This is a genomic window from Flavobacterium sp. XS2P24, assembly GCF_030010285.1.
GTDB classification, from domain to species: Bacteria; Bacteroidota; Bacteroidia; order Flavobacteriales; family Flavobacteriaceae; genus Flavobacterium; species Flavobacterium algoritolerans.
This window is the reverse complement of sequence record NZ_JASCRU010000014.1, coordinates 45591-67470: the sequence shown is the minus strand read 5'-3', so window position 1 is coordinate 67470 and position 21880 is coordinate 45591. Positions and strand designations below refer to the sequence as shown.

The 21880-nt window shown below is 33.7% G+C and carries 22 protein-coding genes and 1 CRISPR repeat array (1 of these 23 running past the window's edge); of the genes, 16 read left to right on the top strand and 6 right to left on the bottom strand.

Annotation, left to right across the window (positions count from 1 at the left end; genetic code table 11):
* Positions 1 to 5 precede the first annotated feature (5 nt).
* Positions 6 to 608 (bottom strand): NUDIX domain-containing protein, encoded by a 603-nt coding sequence (locus tag QLS31_RS10605; protein WP_282743840.1) that lies wholly within the window; start codon positions 606 to 608, stop codon positions 6 to 8.
* Positions 609 to 615: 7 nt separating this feature from the next.
* On the opposite strand from QLS31_RS10605, the gene pyrE reads away from it, so the two are divergent.
* A complete protein-coding gene (pyrE, locus tag QLS31_RS10600) occupies positions 616 to 1263 on the top strand; it encodes an orotate phosphoribosyltransferase (RefSeq protein ID WP_099715844.1) in 648 nt (215 codons plus the stop codon).
* 28 nt (positions 1264 to 1291) lie between these two features.
* Entirely contained in the window at positions 1292 to 1684 is a 393-nt protein-coding gene (locus tag QLS31_RS10595; protein WP_099715845.1) for an SRPBCC family protein, read from the top strand.
* A gap of 79 nt (positions 1685 to 1763) precedes the next feature.
* Here the strand turns inward: QLS31_RS10595 and QLS31_RS10590 are convergent, their stop codons facing one another.
* The gene (locus QLS31_RS10590) at positions 1764 to 2492 is read right to left on the bottom strand and encodes a biotin--[acetyl-CoA-carboxylase] ligase (protein WP_282743839.1); all 729 of its coding nucleotides are present in this window, start codon (positions 2490 to 2492) and stop codon (positions 1764 to 1766) included.
* Positions 2493 to 2589: 97 nt separating this feature from the next.
* Here QLS31_RS10590 and rsfS point away from each other — a divergent pair, with 97 nt between their 5' ends.
* The 8 genes from rsfS (at position 2590) to QLS31_RS10550 (ending at position 8841) form a co-directional block, all read left to right on the top strand.
* The gene (rsfS, locus tag QLS31_RS10585; RefSeq protein WP_039109645.1) at positions 2590 to 2961 is read left to right on the top strand and encodes a ribosome silencing factor; all 372 of its coding nucleotides are present in this window, start codon (positions 2590 to 2592) and stop codon (positions 2959 to 2961) included.
* Positions 2962 to 2980: 19 nt separating this feature from the next.
* Positions 2981 to 4909, top strand: coding sequence for an ATP-dependent zinc metalloprotease FtsH (gene ftsH / locus QLS31_RS10580; RefSeq protein ID WP_099715847.1), 1929 nt, complete (start codon positions 2981 to 2983; stop codon positions 4907 to 4909).
* 116 nt (positions 4910 to 5025) lie between these two features.
* Entirely contained in the window at positions 5026 to 5628 is a 603-nt protein-coding gene (locus tag QLS31_RS10575; protein WP_099715848.1) for an LUD domain-containing protein, read from the top strand.
* Between the two features lies 1 nt (position 5629).
* Entirely contained in the window at positions 5630 to 6520 is an 891-nt protein-coding gene (locus QLS31_RS10570) for a phosphatidate cytidylyltransferase (RefSeq protein ID WP_282743838.1), read from the top strand.
* Positions 6510 to 7160, top strand: coding sequence for a phosphatidylserine decarboxylase family protein (locus QLS31_RS10565; protein ID WP_282743837.1), 651 nt, complete (start codon positions 6510 to 6512; stop codon positions 7158 to 7160). The genes QLS31_RS10570 and QLS31_RS10565 overlap by 11 nt, the downstream gene beginning before the upstream one ends.
* 2 nt (positions 7161 to 7162) lie before the next feature.
* Positions 7163 to 7432, top strand: coding sequence for an acyl-CoA-binding protein (locus QLS31_RS10560; RefSeq protein WP_099715851.1), 270 nt, complete (start codon positions 7163 to 7165; stop codon positions 7430 to 7432).
* Positions 7433 to 7521: 89 nt separating this feature from the next.
* Positions 7522 to 8295 carry a superoxide dismutase gene (locus tag QLS31_RS10555; RefSeq protein WP_282743836.1) on the top strand — a complete coding sequence of 258 codons (774 nt, stop codon included), beginning with the start codon at positions 7522 to 7524 and terminating at the stop codon, positions 8293 to 8295.
* Positions 8296 to 8397: 102 nt separating this feature from the next.
* Complete coding sequence (locus QLS31_RS10550) at positions 8398 to 8841, top strand: hypothetical protein (RefSeq protein WP_282743835.1); 444 nt, start codon at positions 8398 to 8400, stop codon at positions 8839 to 8841.
* Between the two features lie 94 nt (positions 8842 to 8935).
* Here the strand turns inward: QLS31_RS10550 and QLS31_RS10545 are convergent, their stop codons facing one another.
* The 3 genes from QLS31_RS10545 to QLS31_RS10535 are packed head-to-tail and all read right to left on the bottom strand — an operon-like array spanning position 8936 to position 12451.
* Positions 8936 to 9634, bottom strand: coding sequence for an alpha-glucosidase C-terminal domain-containing protein (locus QLS31_RS10545; RefSeq protein ID WP_282743834.1), 699 nt, complete (start codon positions 9632 to 9634; stop codon positions 8936 to 8938).
* A 5-nt stretch (positions 9635 to 9639) separates the two neighbouring features.
* The gene (locus QLS31_RS10540; protein ID WP_282743833.1) at positions 9640 to 10539 is read right to left on the bottom strand and encodes an alpha-amylase family glycosyl hydrolase; all 900 of its coding nucleotides are present in this window, start codon (positions 10537 to 10539) and stop codon (positions 9640 to 9642) included.
* Between the two features lie 43 nt (positions 10540 to 10582).
* A complete protein-coding gene (locus tag QLS31_RS10535; protein ID WP_282743832.1) occupies positions 10583 to 12451 on the bottom strand; it encodes an alpha-amylase family protein in 1869 nt (622 codons plus the stop codon).
* Between the two features lie 275 nt (positions 12452 to 12726).
* Between QLS31_RS10535 and QLS31_RS10530 the strand changes: the two genes are divergently transcribed.
* From QLS31_RS10530 to cas2, 6 genes are all read left to right on the top strand, one after another.
* The gene (locus QLS31_RS10530; protein WP_121341677.1) at positions 12727 to 14358 is read left to right on the top strand and encodes an OstA-like protein; all 1632 of its coding nucleotides are present in this window, start codon (positions 12727 to 12729) and stop codon (positions 14356 to 14358) included.
* 66 nt (positions 14359 to 14424) lie between these two features.
* Positions 14425 to 15612 (top strand): aspartate aminotransferase family protein, encoded by a 1188-nt coding sequence (locus tag QLS31_RS10525; RefSeq protein WP_282743831.1) that lies wholly within the window; start codon positions 14425 to 14427, stop codon positions 15610 to 15612.
* Positions 15613 to 15928: 316 nt separating this feature from the next.
* The gene (locus QLS31_RS10520) at positions 15929 to 17326 is read left to right on the top strand and encodes a tetratricopeptide repeat protein (RefSeq protein ID WP_282743830.1); all 1398 of its coding nucleotides are present in this window, start codon (positions 15929 to 15931) and stop codon (positions 17324 to 17326) included.
* Positions 17326 to 18075 (top strand): shikimate dehydrogenase, encoded by a 750-nt coding sequence (locus tag QLS31_RS10515; protein WP_282743829.1) that lies wholly within the window; start codon positions 17326 to 17328, stop codon positions 18073 to 18075. The genes QLS31_RS10520 and QLS31_RS10515 overlap by 1 nt, the downstream gene beginning before the upstream one ends.
* 200 nt (positions 18076 to 18275) lie before the next feature.
* Positions 18276 to 19190: a type II CRISPR-associated endonuclease Cas1 gene (gene cas1, locus QLS31_RS10510; protein WP_282743828.1), complete on the top strand. Its 915-nt coding sequence runs from the start codon at positions 18276 to 18278 to the stop codon at positions 19188 to 19190.
* Positions 19166 to 19495, top strand: coding sequence for a CRISPR-associated endonuclease Cas2 (cas2, locus tag QLS31_RS10505; protein WP_282743827.1), 330 nt, complete (start codon positions 19166 to 19168; stop codon positions 19493 to 19495). The genes cas1 and cas2 overlap by 25 nt, the downstream gene beginning before the upstream one ends.
* A 9-nt stretch (positions 19496 to 19504) precedes the next feature.
* On the opposite strand, the gene QLS31_RS10500 is transcribed toward cas2, so the two are convergent.
* On the bottom strand, positions 19505 to 20026 hold the full coding sequence (locus QLS31_RS10500) for a transposase (RefSeq protein ID WP_282743826.1): 522 nt from the start codon (positions 20024 to 20026) through the stop codon (positions 19505 to 19507).
* A gap of 260 nt (positions 20027 to 20286) precedes the next feature.
* Positions 20287 to 21880: direct repeats of the CRISPR family, unit length 36 nt; unit sequence AATATCGTGTTTTCTAATCTTTAATCAAACCACAAC; it runs 91 nt beyond the window's last position.

Here is a 21880-nt window from a genome sequence, read left to right as displayed (position 1 = left end):
AGCTCCTATTTCAGGAGTTTTTCTTCTTCAAATAATAATTTTATGTTCTCGTAAGAGTTTTTCAATGCCTCTTTTATTTGTTCCGGATTCATCCAAGCTACCTTTTCGATTCCTTCTTCTAATTGCCCTTGTGGGGTTCCTTCAAAATCAGATTGCATTTCGAACCAATGCGTTATTTTTAATTTATATTTTCCATTACGTCTAAAAACATGATATGTTTTTTGAAGTTTATGAGATATTGTCAATCCATTTACACCAGTTTCTTCCTCTACTTCACGCATGGCTGTGGCATCAATTTCCTCCCCTTTTTCGATTCCGCCCTTTGGTAAATCCCATTTTCCATTTCTGAAAATGAACAAAACCTCGCCTTTTTTATTGTAAACTAAACCGCCACCAGCTTTGGTAACAGGGATTTTTGCTTTCAAAGTCTTCAAAATAACGCTTTCATCAGGATGATATAGGTAGGCTTTTTGAATTTTATTTTGAAAGATTTTTACTATAAGTTGCTCTATGTCAATACTTTCTAATAAAAACAATTGAAAATCCGTCTCCTTAGAGATGTGATTTGTCAAAAAAAGTGGTTTGTCGTTAACAAAAACTTTATACATTTGTACTATGATTTTTAATAAAGATACAGCCGAAAAAACAGCCGAATTTCTTTTGCAAATAAATGCAATTAAATTGAATCCAAGAAATCCTTTTACATGGGCTTCTGGATGGAAATCGCCTATTTATTGTGATAACCGATTAATCCTCTCATTTCCAGCCGTAAGGAATTACGTCCGGGATGAATTTTCCAAAAATATTGAGAAACAATTTGGTAAACCAGATGTTATTGCTGGTGTTGCCACTGGAGCAATAGGAATTGGAATGCTAGTAGCAGAAAGTTTGGGATTGCCATTTGTGTATGTTCGCCCAGAACCAAAGAAACACGGAAGACAAAACCAAGTGGAAGGTTTTTTACAAAAAGGACAAAATGTAGTTGTTGTAGAAGATTTAATCAGCACCGGAAGCAGCAGTTTACTTGCTGTAGAAGCTTTGCGCGAAGCTGGAGCTAATGTAAAAGGTATGGCCGCCATATTCACGTATGGTTTTGAAGTTGCTGAAGAAAACTTTAAAAACGCACATATTGATTTGTTTACATTGAGTAATTATCAAAATTTATTAAACTTAGCTGTTGCCAAAAGGTATATTACTGAGGAAGAAGAGCAAACTTTAAGAGAATGGAATGTGAGTCCGTCCACTTGGACTATTGAAGTTTAAAACAACCTAATAAATAAATACCACAAAGATGAACTTAGAAAGTCCAAAAGTCAGTGTTCAAAAATCAGCTCAAGAATTATTTGACTTGTTGAGTGATGTCAAAAATTTTGAAAAATTAATGCCTGAAAACATTGCTAAATTTGAAGTTATAGGTGACGATGCTTTTATTTTTGGATTGAAAGGAATGCCAGAAATTAAGCTTAAAATGAAAGAAAAAGTTGCTCCAAACAAAATTGTTCTAGGAGCGGCAAGTGATAAACTTCCATTTACATTGATTGCGAACATAGATTCGGTTTCGGACAATTCCAGTGATGTAAAACTTGATTTTGAAGGTGATTTTAATCCTATGATGGCAATGATGATAAAAGGACCAATTGGAAAATTTATCGAAACTTTAGCCGGAAATATGACTAAATTGTAAACAACACATTAAATAAATATAGGAAACCCTTTCAGTTTAAACCTGAAAGGGTTTTTTATTTAATTGTTACAATCAGCCATTAATATAACATTTGAATTTCTTTGATATCAAATTCAGCTATACTGTCATCCTCCAGAAGAACCTGAAGTTTCCCAACTGAAGAAACTCCTTGAATAATTCCCATAAAATTTTGTTTCATTTGATTTGAAAAAGGCATTGGCAACCCTTTTTTATATAATTTATCACTATAAGCTGACCACAAAACGGCAGCATTGTGTTTGCATAGCTTCACATTTTTTTCTATTGCGTCACAAATGGAAAAAAGAAGTTCGTCTTTATCAAATTTTGCATTACAAATAACCGTCAAAGAAGAGGCTTTTGGTAAATTTTCGAAATTGGTTTGGTTCACATTTAGTCCTAAACCTACAACAGAAATAATGGTTCCGTCACTTTTGATACTGTTTTCAATCAAAATGCCACCTATTTTTTTATTGTATGACATTATGTCGTTAGGCCATTTTATACTAAGATTAGGAATCTTAAACGATTCCAAAACTTCAATTACAGCAAGTGAAACAACAATATTCAGGTTGAAAATCTGACAAATATCCTCCAAAAAATCCTTAACCAAAATACTCATTATTAAGTTTTTACTCGTCTCAGAGGCCCAAACAGCACCCATTTGGCCTTTCCCCTTAGTTTGATTCTCAGCAGTTACAACAGTAAAGTTTTCTAACTCTTGTTTATTCGATAACCCTTTAAGGAATTCGTTTGTAGAATCTATGGCATCGAGTTTGATTAGTTTCATATACAGTTTTTTGTGAAACAGAATTTAATATTGTGTTAAGGTTCAAAAATAATCACAAAAAATGGTAACTTTACAAACTTATATATAAAAATAATTCATGGCGAAAAAGACTATAAATAATGACGTTCTATTGGCGAACATCATTAAGGGGATAGAAGAGGTAAAAGGAAATGATATTGATATTCTTGATTTAAGAGAGATAGACACCGCAGTTTGCGACTATTTCATCATCTGCAATGGTAATTCAAATACACAAGTTAACGCTATAGTCAACTCCATTCAAAAAACAGTATCCAAAGAATTAAAAGACAAGCCTTGGCATGTTGAAGGAACTGATAATGCAGAATGGGTACTAATGGATTATGTAAATATTGTAGTTCATGTATTTCAAAAACACATCCGTGAATACTACAACATCGAAAGTTTATGGGGCGATGCAAAAATAACTACCATTGAAAACAAATACTAAAGAAACATAACTCCTAGTAATGGCTAAAGATAATAATCCAAATTCGAATAAGTTTAAAATAAGCCCTTGGTTAATTTACACTGCAATATTATTAATTTTCTTGTTTATAAGTTTTATAACTGGCGGTTCTAGCTTAAACGAACCAGGTCAATTAACTTCTTCTAAATTTAACGATTATTTAGAAAAAGGCCAGATCGAGAAAGTTATAGTTTACAATAAAACAGAAGCTGAAGTTTTTCTTAATGCTACAGCATTGAAAGATGCAGCACACAAAAAAGTTTCTAAAGACGTTTTTGACAGACCTAACAAAGGTCCTCATTATACTTTTGACATTGGTAACGATCAGATTTTCCAAAACAAACTGGAAAAAGCTGTTGCTGAAGGTAAATTGAAAGATTTTAACTTCTTACCAAAAAATAACTGGTCGGATATTTTAATCAGTTTATTGCCAATCATCATTATTATAGCTGTTTGGATATTCATCATGCGAAAAATGTCTGGTGGCGGCGCTGGTGGCGGTGGCGGACAGATTTTTAACATCGGGAAATCAAAAGCTAAACTTTTTGACGAAAAAACAGATATCAAAACTACTTTTAAAGATGTAGCTGGTTTAGAAGGAGCAAAAGAAGAGATACAAGAAATTGTTGAATTCTTAAAAAATCCTGAAAAATATACTAATCTGGGTGGTAAAATACCAAAAGGAGCTTTACTTGTAGGGCCTCCAGGAACTGGAAAAACCTTATTGGCAAAAGCCGTAGCTGGTGAAGCGCAAGTACCGTTTTTCTCTTTATCAGGTTCTGATTTTGTTGAAATGTTTGTAGGTGTGGGAGCTTCCCGTGTACGTGATTTATTCAAACAAGCCAAAGAAAAATCTCCAGCGATTATATTTATTGATGAAATTGACGCAGTAGGTAGAGCTAGAGGGAAAAGCAATATGTCCGGTGGAAATGACGAACGTGAGAATACATTGAACCAATTACTGACAGAGATGGACGGTTTTGGTACTAATTCTAATGTAATTGTTTTAGCTGCGACAAACAGAGCTGATGTATTGGACAAAGCCTTAATGCGTGCAGGTCGTTTTGACAGACAAATTTTTGTAGATTTACCAGACATTCGTGAACGTGCTGAAATTTTCAAAGTACACCTTGCTCCTTTGAAAAAAATTGAAGGATTGGATACTGACTTTTTAGCCAAACAAACTCCTGGTTTCTCGGGTGCTGATATTGCAAACGTATGTAATGAAGCTGCTTTGATTGCCGCAAGAAACAACAAAACTGCAGTTGATAAACAAGATTTCCTTGATGCTGTAGATAGAATTGTAGGCGGTCTTGAAAAGAAAAATAAAATTGTAACTCCTGATGAGAAGAAAGCAATTGCTATCCATGAAGCAGGACACGCAACCGTTAGTTGGATGTTGGAACATGCTGCTCCATTAATTAAAGTAACCATTGTTCCTAGAGGACAAAGTTTAGGAGCCGCTTGGTACTTACCAGAAGAACGTTTAATTGTTCGTCCTGATCAAATGCTAGACGAAATGTGTGCAACTATGGGTGGAAGAGCTGCTGAAAAAGTAACTTTTAACAGAATTTCTACCGGTGCTTTAAGTGACTTAGAAAAAGTTACGAAACAAGCCCGAGCTATGGTAACTGTTTATGGTTTGAATGAAAAAATTGGTAATGTAACCTATTACGATTCAACAGGACAAAGCGAATACAATTTCTCTAAGCCTTATTCAGAAGAAACAGCCAGAGTTATTGATGAAGAAATTTCATTACTAATTGAAGGTCAATACCAAAGAGCGATTCAAATATTAGAAGAGAATAAAGATAAACTAGATCAACTGGCAAATATCTTAATCGAGAAAGAAGTCATTTTTAAAGATGACTTAGAAGCTATTTTCGGAAAAAGAACATTTGATAAAAATCTTGAGGAAGTAGTATCTTAGAAAACATATAAAATATTTAATTATTTTTAAAATCTTAATTCAAAAACTACTTTTGAATTAAGATTTTTTTATCTTTGGACGTTTTCAAATAACAAATTATAGTATTTTACAAAAATATGAGTCTTTTTAGAAAAATTTTTGGTTCAAGCAATCCGGCTTCTGATGAAGATCAAGAAAGTGAATTTAGTAAATCCCATACTGATAATACAACCTCTATAGATGAAAAATTTATCTACAATTTTAAAAAAAATGGTGGTAAATTTTTGTATTGCGAAAACTCTGAAGAAGTAAAAGAACAATTTGAAAACATATTAGAAGAAAATGATTGGTTTGAAAGCGAAGTTTTATGCTATGAACCAAATCTTTTTGGAATGCTTGATGATAACAAACTTACCTACGACAAACCTGTAAATCCTAAGTTTCTTCTTGCAAGTTGTGAAAATTTGATTGCTGAAGAAGGTTCTATCCTTTTTTCATCAAAACAAATTAAACAAAACAAACCTAACGAATTACCTACCAATATTATCATTATAGCGAATACAAGTCAAATTCTTGCTGCAAAAAGCGATGGACTTAGTGCTATAAAAAAGAAATACGAAAGAGATTATCCTACCAATATTACTACAGTAAAATATTTCGAGAAAGCTAAAGAAGAAGATTTCACACAATACGGAAGTTCAGCAAAAAATCTATATTTATTGCTTTTAGAAGATCTTTAAGATGAATGAAACTCTAAAACGAGGTATATCAGGAGCTATTTATATTATACTATTACTCGCTTCTATTTTATATTCTACTGAAAGCTTTTTTATCCTTTTTGGTATATTTCTCATTATTGCAGTTTATGAATTTTGCAATTTAATCCAAATACATAAAGTATTTCCAATTCTTTTTGCAACGGTTCTATATACCATCATAACTTTAGTAAGCCATTACAATAAAATCACTACTGATACTATCAATCAGATATTTAATACGGATTTAGAAATAGCAATCAATATTCAACAACTAGATGTCGTTTTATTGGTTATAGCTTTAGTAGTCTCTATAAAATGTATTCTTTTTTTATTTTATGATAACATTCAAAAAATAAGTACTTCATCAAAATACCTCTATTTACTGGGATATATTATACTCCCATTTGTATTTATCACAAAAATTTCATTTGGAATAAATGATTATAATCCAAAAATTATAATTGGATTATTTATCTTAATCTGGACTAATGACACCTTTGCCTATATTGTAGGTAAGTCTATAGGCCGAACCAAATTATTTGAAAAAATATCTCCTAAAAAAACAATTGAGGGATTCTTAGGCGGAATCATTTTTGCAATTTTAGCGGGTTATTTAATATCTAAATACTACATAAAGGCTAATCCTGAATTTAGCGACAGATCCATTTTAATTTGGACTTCTATAGCCATTATTGTTGGAATCGCAGGTACTATTGGTGACTTAATTGAATCCAAATTTAAGCGTATAGCAGGCGTAAAAGACAGCGGAAGTATAATGCCTGGTCATGGAGGTATACTAGATCGACTAGATAGTGTTATATTTGTAGCACCAATAATATTTTTATTTTATAAAATTTTAAACTATGTTTCATAAAGAAGGAACCCAATCTATTTTATTAGGCACTATTTTCACTGCTGTTGTCCTTTTATTGTCTGACAATTTCATTGATACCAACTGGATTAAAATGGCTATACAAATAGCTACTTTATTGCTTTTGATTATTATCCTGCAATTTTTCAGAAATCCAAAAAGAATAGTGATAATCAATGAAAATCATATTCTTGCTCCTGTAGACGGGAAAGTTGTGGTTATTGAAGAAGTGTTTGAAAGCGAATATTTCAAAGATAAACGTTTGCAAATCTCCATTTTTATGTCTCCAATAAACGTACATGTTACGCGTTATGGATTAAGTGGAATTGTAAAGTTCAGTAAATATCACCCAGGAAAATTCTTGGTGGCATGGCATCCTAAAGCCAGTGAAGAAAATGAAAGAACTACGGTTGTTATCGAAAACAAAACATTTGGTGAAATTTTATACCGTCAAATTGCTGGAGCTTTGGCACGAAGAATCGTGAATTACGCCGAAGAAGGAATGCAAGTACTTCAGGGAACTGATGCTGGTTTCATAAAATTTGGTTCAAGAGTAGATATCTTTTTACCATTAGGAACACCAGTAAATGTTGTACTGAATCAAAAAGCAATCGGAGGAAAGACTATTATTGCTACAAAATAAGCATGATTGAAAAAGATTTAGATACTCGGTTTTTAGAAGCAGTAGAAATAGCTTCTGAAATGACGCAGGCATCTTTACCTCAAGATGTCCAATTGCGGCTTTATGCTTTTTATAAACAAGCAACTTTTGGAACTTTAGATTTAAAACAAACATCATCATACCATTTGAGAGATGCTTTTAAAACCAATGCCTGGATGCAAATTAGTCATCTAACTCCTGATCAAGCCAAAGAACAATACATAGAAATAATTAACACACTCATCAAAAAATAATACAAATTATGAAATCGCCTTGATTCCAAATCACAAATAGGAATAAAGAATGGTGAAATCATATTCCGCTAAAAAAATATTATCTTCATATGAAAAAGCTAAATTTTTTAATTTCTGTTTTATTTTTATTTATCACTTTACTTTCTTGCAACAATAAGAAATTAACTGAAGTAGTCGAAGTTCCTTTACCTACAACCGAACAAACAGTTGCCATCATGGGATCTCCCGATGATGTAAAAGCAGATGAAGGCTCTTTTCAGCTTGAAAAATTGCCTTACGCTTACAATGCTTTGGCACCAAATATATCAGCTACGACTTTAGAAATGCATTATTCCAAGCATTACCTTACCTATACCAATAATTTGAATAAAGCGGTGTTAGGAACACCTTTAGAAAATTTAACAATCGAAGAAGTATTGTCAAAATTAGTTCCTAACGATGCTGTGCTTCGTAACAATGCTGGTGGATTTTACAATCATTCCTTATATTGGAAATGTATGGCTCCAAAAGCAGGAGGCGAACCAACGAATGCATTAGCTGAAGCAATTATCAAAGATTTTGGTTCATTTGAAAACTTTGTTACCTTATTCAAAGAGGAAGCTACAAAGCAATTTGGTTCCGGTTGGGCTTGGCTTATTGTAGACAGAACTGGAAAACTTCAGGTGACCGGTACTTCAAATCAGGACAATCCTTTGATGCGAAATGCACTTATTCCCGGAACTCCAATACTAGCTTTAGACGTATGGGAACATGCATATTATTTAGATTACCAATACCGAAGAAAAAATTATATCGATGCATTTTTCAATGTAATTAATTGGAGAAAAGTAGAAGAAAATTATGATGCCATTTTAAAGAACTAAAAACACGAAATAACCCGTAAATTTCACAACATATTTTTGAATTTTGTAACAACTATCACTAGATAAAGGGCTACCTTTACACTAATACTTAAATCAAATAAAATGAAAACTTTAAAATTAATTTTTTTTTCAAGAAATGTTTTATTAAGTGCTTCTGCAGCTCTACTTTTATTTTCTCTCACTTCTTGTGCCAAGAAAGTTGTATTCTTGACGTCATCTGTAGTCCCTGCTGCTCGAGGTCAGGTTACTGTTAAAAAAGACAATAACAACAATTTTGCGATTAAAATAAAAATAGATAATTTAGCCGAAGCAAAAAGATTAGAACCTTCAAAGAACACCTATGTAGTTTGGATAGAAACCGATGAGTCTATGGTAAAAAACATTGGACAGATACAAAGTAACAATCCATTTATGTCTTCAAAACTAAAAGCAACATTTGAAACCGTTACTGCATTTAAACCTAAAAAAATATTTATTACCGCCGAGGATAACTCAGATGCACAATACCCCGGGAATCAGTTTGTTTTAGAAACGAAAAGATTCTAAAATACAATCAACCACGTAGATTTTAAAGAGTACTAAAAAAGCTGAAACAAAATCAATTTTGTTTCAGCTTTTTTAGTTACAATTTTTCAAGTAATCAGTAAATGGTATTGCTCAGCACAACAATATCCATAGGTTTTATAGTCAACTTTTTGATTCCTTTTTTAGTAAAAACATCTTTGTATTTCCCTTTTTTCAAAATGGGATTCGTGAAGTTAACATTTTTATCACTTCGATTAATGATTACAATTACTTCTTCATCACCAAGTTTGCGACTAAATGCATATATTTTTTCGGCATCATTTGTTGCAATCGTTGTGTAATTCCCCACTTTAATAGCTTTGTACTGATTGCGTAAACTAATGATTTTTTTATACCAATTAAACAAATCCGTATCGAAGTTTACTACATCTGCTTCGTGTTTACTTTGGTCGGGATTGAATATTTCCGGGTTATATTTTTTGTCATTCCAAACCATCGGTTTACGACAATCAGGGTCATTACCACCCCACATACCTGCTTCATCCCCATAATAAATCATTGGCGAACCTAAATATAATATTTGAAATGCAGCTATAAGTTTTTGCTTTTTCAATTGCTGTACGGTAGGTTTTCGAGCAATATAATTGGTATTATTACTTTTCTGGCTCCAATTAAAATACGCTCCCCAATCACTAAACTTCTTCCCATCTGGGTTTGCAACCGCACTACCTATTCTAGTAGCATCATGGCTTCCAACCAGATTTTGCATATTCATTGCAACTCCTTCTCCAAATCCTTCACCTTTACTTTGCAAAAGTATTAATTTGAAAATTTACAATAGAGATTTATAAGAAAAGCATTAATTCCGTATTGAGCTCCTTTGTTCATAGGATTCATCCATCGTTTTGTAGCGTCAAAAATATATTGTTTTGGCCCCGAAACAATTCCTGTGTTATCCTCTTTAAACTCCGGCAACGTTTTTATACCAAACCATCCTTGGTATTCAAACTTGGTACCTTTTACAGCATCTTTCCAACTGTCAACCATGAACCAATCTTTGTAGGCTGATTTTTCTTGTTTTTCCTCTACATCACGAAAAGCAAAACTATTCACTCCCAAATGGTTGAAAACGCCATCAAAAATGATAAACATTTTACGCTTATGTACTTCATCAATAAGTTTTAGCGCCAGTAAATCTGCTTTTGTCCAAACCCATTTTTCTGGATTTAAAGGGTCTTCATTTGCAATTAATTTTTTATCACCTTCAGGATCTGGTCCAAATGATGGGTCAATATGATGGTAGCACAATGCATCATACTTATGAGAAGAAGGCGCCCAAAAAACAGGATTCATATAAATAGCATTAATGCCTAATGATTGTAGGTAGTCCAACTTATCAATAACTCCTTGCAAATCTCCACCATAGCGTCTGCGTTGAAGATTGTAATAAATATCTTTACCATTTTTCTTTTCGTAAGGCTGCAATTCATACCAATCGCTTGTCCAGGGATGAATTTGAAAATCAGAAGTTATATCAAAAGGATATGCACCATCTTGATCATTCACTTTTGGATCGTTTGAAGGATCTCCATTATGAAACCGATCCGGGAATATTTGATACCAAACTACTCCTTTACTCCAATTAGGCGTAAAATCTTTTTGTGCAAAGGTTACCAAGGAAATTAAAAACAGTAAACAAATTGTGAATATTTTTGTCATTAAAATGAGTTTAAAGATTTAAAAATTAATTTTAAAGTATGTCTTACAATTGATAAATAAACGATTCCGAAGGTGCGATTGTAATTTGTACTTTTCCTTCTCCATTCAAAACTTTCAGTTGAACGGAACTTTTATTGTATAACTGATCAGTTACTGTGTAATTTCCATCTTTCAAATTCCATTTTTGAATGATATCTGAAGGTATTTTCAATTCGAAATTGCTGGTGGTAAGCCAAGAAAAATTAGTGACAACTATTAATTTTTGAGTATCAGACCAGCGTGTGAACGCATAAATCCCAGAATCATAACCTTGAGTTGTTTGGCGATTTAATGTTTGAATTTCTTGGTATTTCCCCATCAAAGCCGAGCTGTTCAAAGAAAAATTCAATACTCTTTTGTAAAAATCACGCAACTCTTTTTCATCCTGCGATAATTGACCGCCATCAAATTTCCCTCCATTCATCCAACGCTGATGATTCGGAACTCCAATATAATCAAAGATTGATGTTCTGGAATGAGTTCCAAATCCTGCATTCTCATTTCCGGCCTCTCCTACTTCCTGACCAAAATAAACCATCGTAGGCGAAGTGCTTATGGTTGTTGAAACCACCATCAGAGGTTTTCCTTTTTGTGGTGTTCCCGCAAATTCCGGGCTAGCCAAACGCTGTTCATCATGATTATCCAAAAAATGCAACATATGATGCTCAATATCAGCCATTCCGTTTTGTATGTCTGATAATCCATCCGGTAAAGATCTTCCTTGAATGATATCTTTTAATTTATCATAGGTTTCTACTTTATCATATAAATAATCCATTTTACCTAAATGAATGTAATTTCTATATTCTTTAGGATTGTAGACTTCGGCTAATAAAAAAGCATCTTGATTATTTACTTTAATGGCTGAATTCATATAACTCCAAAATTCATACGGAACCATTTCGGCCATATCAAATCTAAAACCGTCAACCCCTTTTGCGGTCCAATACAAAGCAATGTCTTTGAATTTATCCCAAGAATCTGGAACATCTTTTCCTTTCCAAAAATCGAAATGTTCCTGATACGATTTGGTATCAAAACCCGCCGGAAGTTCCGGGAAATCTTTGGAACCATCCGGACGAATACCATAATTTACTTTTATGGTTTCATACCAGTCATTCTTATCAGGTTTAGCTAAACGAGAACCGTTTCCGGTCCATTTTGCGGGACTTTCTTCAAATTTACCATCAATTAAAGGATTCTTTTCTCCATTTAATGGTTTATCCGTATCGGGGATTTCAAAGTGCGTATTTGGAATATAATAAAAGTTATTATCTCTTTTGTATTCAACAGTTGTATCATCATCAGCACCAAAATCTCTAACACCTGCCGGATTACTCTTTCCTTCGTACTTACGTGCAATGTGATTCGGAACAATATCAATAATCACTTTTAATCCCGCTTTGTGAGTTCGCGCAATCAAAGCCTCAAATTCTTGCAACCGATTCGCTGGATTTACGGCTAAATCTGGATTTACATTGTAGTAATCTTTTACGGCATAGGGAGAACCTGCCCTTCCTTTTACCACTTCCGGGTCATCATTGGAAATACCAATATCCGAGTAATCCCGTATCAAAGCATGATGCGGAACTCCGGTATACCAAACATAAGTAACACCCAAATCCTTTATTTCCCGTAACGCTGTATCCGTAAAATCGTTGAACTTCCCTACTCCATTTTCTTCAATGGTTCCCCAAGGTTTATTGGTAGTATTTTTATTTCCGAATAATCGGGTAAAAACCTGATATACAACTTCTTTTTTATTCGAGACTGACTCTTTCGGTTCTGTATTCATTTTTAAATCTTTTGTTTTACAAGCTGTTGCCAAAAGCACCACGCTTATCCCTGCAACAATAGTTATTTTTTTCATCATATAAAATTATATATACCGATTTCAATTCTTTTGATAATAAAATGAGTATCAATTTTTAAATTTAATATTTTTTAAATAAAAGAAGTCTATATCGTTTGAAATTAAATAATTCTATGCACATAAGCAGAAACTACATCGAAGGAGTAAGGCCATTTGTTGATAACTTTAAAGAGAGACAACAATAGCTTTTACCGCCTTTTTGACTAATTATAAATAAATCCTAATATAGATTAGGATTGTTTCCTTTTTCATAAATTTGACAAAAAATAAATCCATTGAAGAAATCAATATTTTTCCTTCCTTATTGTTTGATACTGCTTGTTACTAATTTAGTTTTGGCGCAAGCCCCAAAAAAAATTATTGTAGAAAACTCTGATTTTGCTGATGTAAACCAGGTAGAAATTCCGGATGCATTATTACTTATCGGAAACGTACGTGTCAATCATGATGGCGTAGTGATGACCTGTAATAAAGCGTATTATTTCCAAAAGGAGAACTACATCAAGGCTTTTGGAAATGTACAGATGGTGCAAGGAGACACTTTATTTCTAAACAGTAAATACGCGGAATACAATGGAAATGTAAAAAAAGCATATGCTTCCGGTGACGCAGTAATGAGCTCCCCAGATGCGACTTTAACCACAGAAATAATTAATTTTGACCGAAATATCCAAGAAGTATTTTACGATACGCCAGGGACAATTACCAATAAAGACAATACGCTAAAAAGTAATTCAGGAAGATATTATGTAAAACAAAAGAAATTCCAATTCCTGACTGCGGTTACCATCACAAATCCAACGTATGTAATCAAATCAAATCACTTGGATTATTTTAGTAATTCCGGACATTCCTATCTTTTTGGACCATCAACAATTACCAGTAAAGCCAATTATATTTATACCGAAAAAGGGTTTTATGACACCAAAAAAAATCTGGCGCATTTTCTGAATAAATCCTACATCAGATACGATGATCGGGTGATTAAAGGGGACAGTTTATATTATGACCGAAACCGTGAATTTGCATCGGCAACACGCAATGTAAAAATAACGGATTCCATCAATCGCGGAATCGTAAAAGGACATTATGCCGAAGTGTATAAAAAACTCGATTCTATGTTTGTGACCAAAAGAGCCGTTGCGGTTAATTTTGTCGAAAATGACTCAGTTTACATCCACGGAAAAAAATTAATGGTTACCGGAAAAGAAGGAAACCGAATTATCAGAGCGTTCAATAATGTCCGATTTTTTAAAACTGATATGAGTGGCAAATGTGATTCGATTCATTCGAGTTCCAAAACAGCTTTGACAAAAATGATTGGAAATCCGATACTTTGGAACGCAGAAAACCAAATCACAGGAGATGTAATGCATCTTATAGGCAATAATACCACTCAAAAACTAGATTCACTCAAAGTGCTCAATAATACGTTTATAGTCTCCAAAGACACACTGGGAACCGGCTATAATCAAGTCAAGGGACAAAATCTCTATGGCAAATTTGAGGAAGGCAAACTCCATGATGTCGATATTGTAAAAAATGCCGAAGTCATTTATTATATGCGGAATGAAGCACAAGAACTCATTGGTATCAACAAAAATGTGAGCAGTAAAATCAATCTTATTTTAGAAAAAAATGAGATTGAAACCATTACCTTTTTTCAGCAAGTAGATGGCGAAATCTATCCTGAAAAAGAGTTGCCGGAGAACGCAAGAAAACTGCGAGGATTAGTCTGGCGAGGCGATGAACGAATAAAATCCAAAGACGATATTTTTCCGCCTGAAGAAAATGAAGACAATGATAAAATAGCGAAAGCAACCGAGGCCGCTGAAGCCAAAGAAGATATTCCTATGAAAATCAGGAAAGAAACCCTGAATTACGATAAGAAGAAAGGGAAAAAATAGTGTTCAGTCGCAGTATTCAGTTTTTATGAAAACGACTAAACCAATAAACGATTAAACAAATAAATTTTGAATACCGATTTCTTAAAATACCAAGCGCAAACCTCACCGTATCCATTGGGCATGGAAGTTTCACACGCGGTAGGTTCTTATATTTACGATACTAATTCTAAAAAATACTTGGATTTTGTGGCTGGAGTTTCCGCTTGTGCATTGGGACACCAACATCCAAGAGTCAATCAAGCCATCAAAGATCAGCTGGACAAATATTCTCATGTCATGGTGTATGGGGAATATTCTCAAAGTCCTGCGGTTCAATATTGCAAATTATTAGCCTCGCTCCTGCCCGCTACTTTAGACAAAACCTATTTGGTGAATTCAGGAACCGAAGCCATTGAAGGCGCGTTAAAACTCGCCAGACGTACCACAGGAAGAAGCCAGTTGATTTCATGTCACAATGCATATCACGGTAATACTATGGGTTCTATGAGCGTCATGGGATTTGAAGAACGCAAACAAATCTTTCGTCCGTTGATTCCTGATGTTGATTTTATCACCTTCAATAACGAAGATGATTTACAAAAAATAACGACTAAAACCGCAGGAATTATCCTGGAAACCATTCAGGGTGGTGCCGGATTTATTCAACCACACAATGATTTCCTTAAAAAAGTGCGCGAGCGCTGTACCGAAGTGGGCGCGATGATGATTCTCGACGAAATCCAACCAGGCTTTGGGAGAACCGGAAAACTTTTCGGATTTCAAAATTATGATGTCGTTCCTGATATCGTGGTGATGGGAAAAGGAATGGGCGGCGGCATGCCTGTAGGTGCTTTTACGGCTTCATCAACAATAATGGATTTGCTAAGTCATGATCCAAAACTAGGTCATATCACTACTTTTGGAGGTCACCCTGTCATTGCGTCAGCCTGCTTGGCGACTTTGCAGGAAATAACTGAGACCAACCTTATGGCCGAAGCCATGGAGAAAGAAAAGCTATTCAGAACACTTTTGGTACATCCTTTGATAGAAGAAATAAGAGGAAAAGGATTGATGCTGGCAGCAATGACAAAAAGTGCCTATATAACAAACGAAGTGATTCTCAAATGTCAAGACAAAGGACTTATTTTATTCTGGTTACTGTTTGAAGGTTGCGCCATTAGAATAACACCTCCTCTAACCATTTCTGAAGAAGAAATACGAGAAGGTTGCAGCATCATACTTGAAGTAATGGATGAAATGATGATTGAAGAATAATGATTAACGTCCCGAAGCGTCGGGATTGATTTTAGAAGTAGCAACACTGATTACATATCAAATAGATATTCAAAACAATTATTAAAATTGGGAGCTATTTACTTCGTCAGTTCGCTTAGCTCGTGTCCAGCTATCGTTATAATCTTTTACTTTTTGGCAGCAAAAAGTAAAAGGATTTCCACTCTTATCAGGGCTATGGCATCCGTTTAAACCAAAGCTTTTTTGTTAATTAAATTGTTCACAACAATTCTAACTTTCCCTCACAGTACACGCACGATTACCTAAATTTATTTAGGCCAAATTAAAAACACACAGTATGCAATTAAGCAACGAAGAAGAAGACTATAACTTATCCCTGTCTAAATTTGAGTCCATGTTGAAAACCAACAAAGTGCTCTTTTTTGACTCCGAAGAATTTGAAGAAATTATTCTTCATTATCTCGATATGGGTAAGGCCGCTTTGGCAAAAAAAGCTCTGAAACTGGCATTGGAACAACACCCAAAATCTACCGGACTAAAATTAGTTCAAGTGGAAATGCTAGTCTATGATGATAAACTCGAATTAGCCGAAAAGCTATTGAATGAGTTGTACGCCATTGAACCAACCAATGAAGAAATTTACATTCAAAAAGCCAATATCTGCTCTAAAAGAGACCAACACGAAAAGGCCGTTGAATTATTAAAAATAGCTTTAAAATATACCGATGATTATGCCGATGTCTATAATTTAATAGGCATGGAATTTCTTTTTATGGACAATCTTGAAATGGCAAAAGAAAGCTTTATCAAGTGTTTAGAAGAAGATTTGGAAGATCAATCAGCGTTGTACAACGTTGTATATTGTTTTGAGTTTTTAGATCAAAACCAAGAAGCGATTACCTATTTGAAAAAATACATTGACAAAAACCCATACAGCGAAATCGCCTGGCATCAACTGGGTCGTTTGCATTATGGAGTTAAAGAATATGAAAATGCGATTCGCGCCTTTGATTATGCCACTTTAATTGATGATGAATTCCTTGGTGCTTTTATGGAAAAAGCAAAAGCTTTTGAGCGATTAAAAAAATACGATGAAGCCATAGAAAGCTACAGCAGAACCATCGAATTAGATGATGCGACTTCGTATGCTTTACTTCGAATGGGAAAATGTTATGAAAAACTAGGCAATAAAGCTTTAGCATTAAAATATTTCAATCAAACCGTGCATGAAGATCCACTTTTAGATAAAGGTTGGATTGCCATTACTGATTTTTACGTTCGTCAAAAAAATTACCAAAAAGCGTTATTTTATGTCAACAAAGCATTAGCTATTGACAACCAAAATCGTTTGTATTGGAAACGTTTTGCGACTATCAATAAACAAATGAACTTCTTTGAAGAAGCTGAATTTGGATATAGAAAAGCGGTGGAATTTGGTGATTATGGTTTAGACACTTGGTTATTCTGGGTGGATATTCTTCAATTTTTAGGAGAATTTGAAAGCGCTATACAAACGTTATTACAAGCTTCAGAGTATTTTCCGGAAGAGAATGAAATTGAATACCGTTTGGCTGGATTGTATTTTATGTTAACTGATAATACAAAAGCAAAATTCCATTTGAGCAATGCCTTACGATTGAATTTTGATAATTATATTCTTTTAGAAGATTTATTTCCAGTAGTTTGGGCAAAAAAAATGGTACAGAATTATATTGCAAAACATAAAAAACAATAATGGTTGACATAGTTAGAAAACGCTTTGGATTATTAGGACGCAACATTAGTTATTCATTTTCTAAAGGATATTTTACAGATAAATTCAATAGCGAAAACTTTGCCGGTTGTACCTATGAAAATTTTGATATTCCTGAAATAACAGCTTTTACAGAGGTAATTAAAAACACTTCGGATTTAAAAGGATTGAATGTTACCATCCCGTACAAGGAAACGGTAATTCCATTTTTGGACAAATTATCTAAAAAAGCGGAGCTAATTGGTGCTGTAAACACTATCAAAATTACCAAAAAAGGCAAGTTGAAAGGCTACAACACGGATTATTATGGTTTCAAAAAATCATTAGAACCATTATTGCAACCGCACCATAAAAAAGCCTTGATTTTAGGAACAGGCGGCGCTTCTAAAGGAGTCGCTTTTGCTTTGGACGAGCTTGATATTCCGTATACTTTTGTTTCGAGAGAAGCCAAAGAAAATGGAATTGATTACGACCGAATCAACGCAACTACATTTGATAATTACCAAATCATCATAAATGCTACTCCGGTAGGAACAAGTCCTAATGTGGAGGCGTTCCCTTTAATTCCATACGAATTTTTCACGGAGAAGCACATTGCTTATGATTTGATTTACAATCCTGCTGAAACACAATTCCTTAAAAAAGCCAAACAACATGGAGCACAAATCAAAAATGGTCTGGATATGCTCATTTTTCAAGCAGAGAAAGCTTGGAAGATTTGGAATAAATAGTTAAGAGGTTCCCTAAAGAATTGATCGTCTTGTTTTAAAATTGAGTTACTCTCTTTGAGTAATACTGTTTTAAAACAAGACGATTTTTTTATATCAGTAATTTAAAAGACAAATTGAGGTTTCCCGTAAAGCTGTTAATTATTTAATCTGTTAATTTGACTGAAAATCAAAGTCCTGCAATCAATTTAACACCTTAAATCATGATCAAAAGAACTATTCTCATCGAAAACAAGTCTTCTATTACGACAAAAAATCAACAGTTAGTACTAAAATCAGAAATAAGGGAAAGTACAATTCCAATAGAAGACGTAGGGTTTCTTGTGCTTGATCATGCTGAAATTTACCTTAGCATTCCTGCAATGAACTTAATTGTAGAAAACAATACCGCTATTATTATTTGCGGCAGCAACCATCTACCCAATGGAATGTTACTCAACCTCAACAGTCATCATATTCAGCAGGAAATATTCAAAAACCAAATCGAAGCTTCCATTCCTCTAAAAAAGCAATTATGGCAACAGACTATCATTGAAAAAATTAAGAATCAAGGGGAATTATTGGAAAAAATAACTGAAAATAAAAATACGTTTGAATTTCTGGCAAGTAAAGTTTTAAGCGGCGATACCACAAATATGGAAGGTGTTGCAGCACAGCAATATTGGAAAAATTTTCCTTTGCCTAATCATGAAAAAGATGGAATAAAAAGAGAACGCTATGGCGATTATCCCAATAATTTTTTAAATTACGGTTATGCTATTTTGAGAGCCGCAACCGCACGAGCACTTTCCGGTAGCGGATTATTAAATACACTTGGTATTCATCACAAAAGTAAATACAATGCTTTTGCACTTGCAGATGATATTATGGAACCTTTTCGTCCCATTGTTGACGAAAAAGTTTTTGAGATTATGAAACGATATCAAGAACAAGAACTCAACACCGCTATAAAAGCGGAACTATTACAAATGCTGACACAAACAGTTTATTTCAAGGAAGAAAAAAGTCCGTTAATGGTAGGATTGCAAAAAACGGCCAGTTCGCTGCAGCAATGTTTTACAGGAGACCGTAAAAAAATTAAATATCCTAAATTATGGAACTTAACGGATACCGAATAATGTGGTTGTTCGTGTTTTTCGATTTACCAACAGAAACCAAAAAAGACAAAAGAAATGCCTCTCAGTTTCGAGGAAATCTCTTGAAAGATGGTTTTAGCATGATGCAATATTCAGTTTATATTCGTCATTGCGCCAGTGGAGAAAGTGCAGATGTACATGAAAAACGCATTAACAGGCTCGTTCCTCCGTTAGGAAAAGTGAGTGTTTTACGCATTACCGACAAGCAATTTGGCATGATTATCAATTACTTAGGCAAGGCCAAACAGGAAAACATTAATGCACCAACGCAGTTAGAATTATTTTAAACAACACTTTTATTTTTCGAAAAATATATCTGTGTTCCACCTCCCAGGATTTGTTTCGATATAATTAGAAATTCTTTCATAAGACCCATCGTTTCTAATAATGTGATCATGGAACGAACGTTGCCAAGTAAAACCAATGAAACCGGTTAAATGAATTTGCTTTGAAGAGGTGGTTTTATAGGCACCAATTAGTTCAGATAATGATTTTACTTTTATTTCACAATCAGAAATCAAATTGCTATCAATTTCCAAAATGGCATGGACATGATTCGGCATTACTATAAAAGAATGTAAAACAACATACCCATATTGATTACCCAACCAATTCCATTGTTTTTGTGCAATAGAACCACATTCATTCAATTCCATATGCGGATTCATTGACTCGTGTACGGACAGGTCGCGACCTGTACCTACCGTATTCACATTCCCAAAACAACATTTCCTATCTTGAACACAAATCGTAACGAAATATAAATTATTTTGCGAATAATCATATCCCAACATTCTATTTCGCTTTCTATTTTTCATTAAATTATCATTTAAAAATAGTATCAATTCCCGTGTTTGGAAATTATACCTAATTAATTTACATCATTTTTCGGGTTTTTTATTTGAAAATATGTGGATATTACACCATAATATGCATAATGTACAGACAGGTCGCGACCTGTCCCATACCCAGAAATAAAAAAATGCCTCAATATTGGGGTATCAATCCAAAAAAGAGGCATTTTTTTATACGATATTCTTCCTTATTCTATTGATAATTAGAAGGTAACGAGCCAACTAATATCGTGTTTTCTAATCTTTAATCAAACCACAACGTAGGAATGAAGCCAGACGAAAAAATAGTAAATATCGTGTTTTCTAATCTTTAATCAAACCACAACCGAAAGTTCAGCTTTTCGATTAAAACCATAAATATCGTGTTTTCTAATCTTTAATCAAACCACAACCGTATCGCCTTGCTTCAGTTGCTTCTGCCAAATATCGTGTTTTCTAATCTTTAATCAAACCACAACCAACTTCAATTGTTACCAACTGTCCTTTTAAATATCGTGTTTTCTAATCTTTAATCAAACCACAACAAACCATCGTTGATGTTGTTTTTATTGAGTAATATCGTGTTTTCTAATCTTTAATCAAACCACAACCCATTGACATAAACAACTCCGTTGCTTGTAAATATCGTGTTTTCTAATCTTTAATCAAACCACAACGAAACTGAAATATACCAAAGATCACCTTTTAATATCGTGTTTTCTAATCTTTAATCAAACCACAACCTATTATCAGCGAACAACTCGCTCAATTACAATATCGTGTTTTCTAATCTTTAATCAAACCACAACTGCTGTTCAAAGCTCGGTGTTGGTTAGCCCAATATCGTGTTTTCTAATCTTTAATCAAACCACAACCCAATATTGGTCAACTGTTGTAATCCTACGAATATCGTGTTTTCTAATCTTTAATCAAACCACAACGGACAAATATTGAACGAGAAAATGAACGAAATATCGTGTTTTCTAATCTTTAATCAAACCACAACAGGTGGTGCCACACAATCTAAGGTAATCATAATATCGTGTTTTCTAATCTTTAATCAAACCACAACTATTTGCCATCGCTTCCAGTTGCTTTTTGTAATATCGTGTTTTCTAATCTTTAATCAAACCACAACGTGTTGTCCGAGATGTACAAATCAAAACCAAATATCGTGTTTTCTAATCTTTAATCAAACCACAACCGCTTTATCAAGCTATTGAAAAATTACAAAAATATCGTGTTTTCTAATCTTTAATCAAACCACAACCGATGGTGTGAATGGCAAGAGTGCGTATGAAATATCGTGTTTTCTAATCTTTAATCAAACCACAACGGGTAACATACACGTCTATGAGAACAATGTAATATCGTGTTTTCTAATCTTTAATCAAACCACAACAATGGAGTACAGTTTATTCAAATTTCCATAAATATCGTGTTTTCTAATCTTTAATCAAACCACAACATTACTTCGATCGTGAAATCTTCGTTCACGAATATCGTGTTTTCTAATCTTTAATCAAACCACAACCATCTGATAAAATTGTATGCGAAGTTGCTCAATATCGTGTTTTCTAATCTTTAATCAAACCACAACGCGGTGCAAGTGGCATCGTCAAAGTAGTAGAATATCGTGTTTTCTAATCTTTAATCAAACCACAACAATTGCCAGTTTTAACATCTACTCCAGCCTAATATCGTGTTTTCTAATCTTTAATCAAACCACAACTATAATTAAATTATTGAAAATAAATTAAAAAATATCGTGTTTTCTAATCTTTAATCAAACCACAACGGCGATGGATTCATATTTGTATAACCTGTCAATATCGTGTT